Genomic DNA, 345 nt, shown 5'->3' with positions numbered 1-345 from the left:
TTGCAAATAAAAAAACACAGCACCACCACCCAAGAAAGGCTCTATATATCTATTAAATTCTTTAGGGAGTAAATGTGAATAATTACTTATAAACCATCTCTTTCCTCCTGCCCACTTAATAAATGGGGTTGCTTTTTTATCTGTCTTCATATGTAGACTAACTCCCCTCGTACCATTCACTACATTTTCACCTCCATTATATTATATTTGTCAGACATTAACAATTCTATAAATACAGTTCATACAATGTTTTTATTTAATGACCATTTTTATGCAAGTTTTTTACATCTTAATAAAGTACGTTTATAAAACAAAAAGACACTATTGCTAGTGACTTTCGGTGCT

At 30.7% G+C, this 345-nt stretch carries 1 protein-coding gene; it reads right to left on the bottom strand.

Annotated elements, in window-relative coordinates:
* The coding region (locus RCF13_RS11305) for a DNA adenine methylase (RefSeq protein WP_308141187.1) at positions 1–150 on the bottom strand (150 nt) is incomplete at its 3' end.
* Positions 151–345: the final 195 nt, after the last annotated feature.

Source organism: Stenotrophomonas maltophilia group sp. RNC7, from assembly GCF_030910085.1.
GTDB lineage: Bacteria > Pseudomonadota > Gammaproteobacteria > Xanthomonadales > Xanthomonadaceae > Stenotrophomonas > Stenotrophomonas sepilia.
This window is presented reverse-complemented; position numbering and strand designations above follow the sequence as displayed.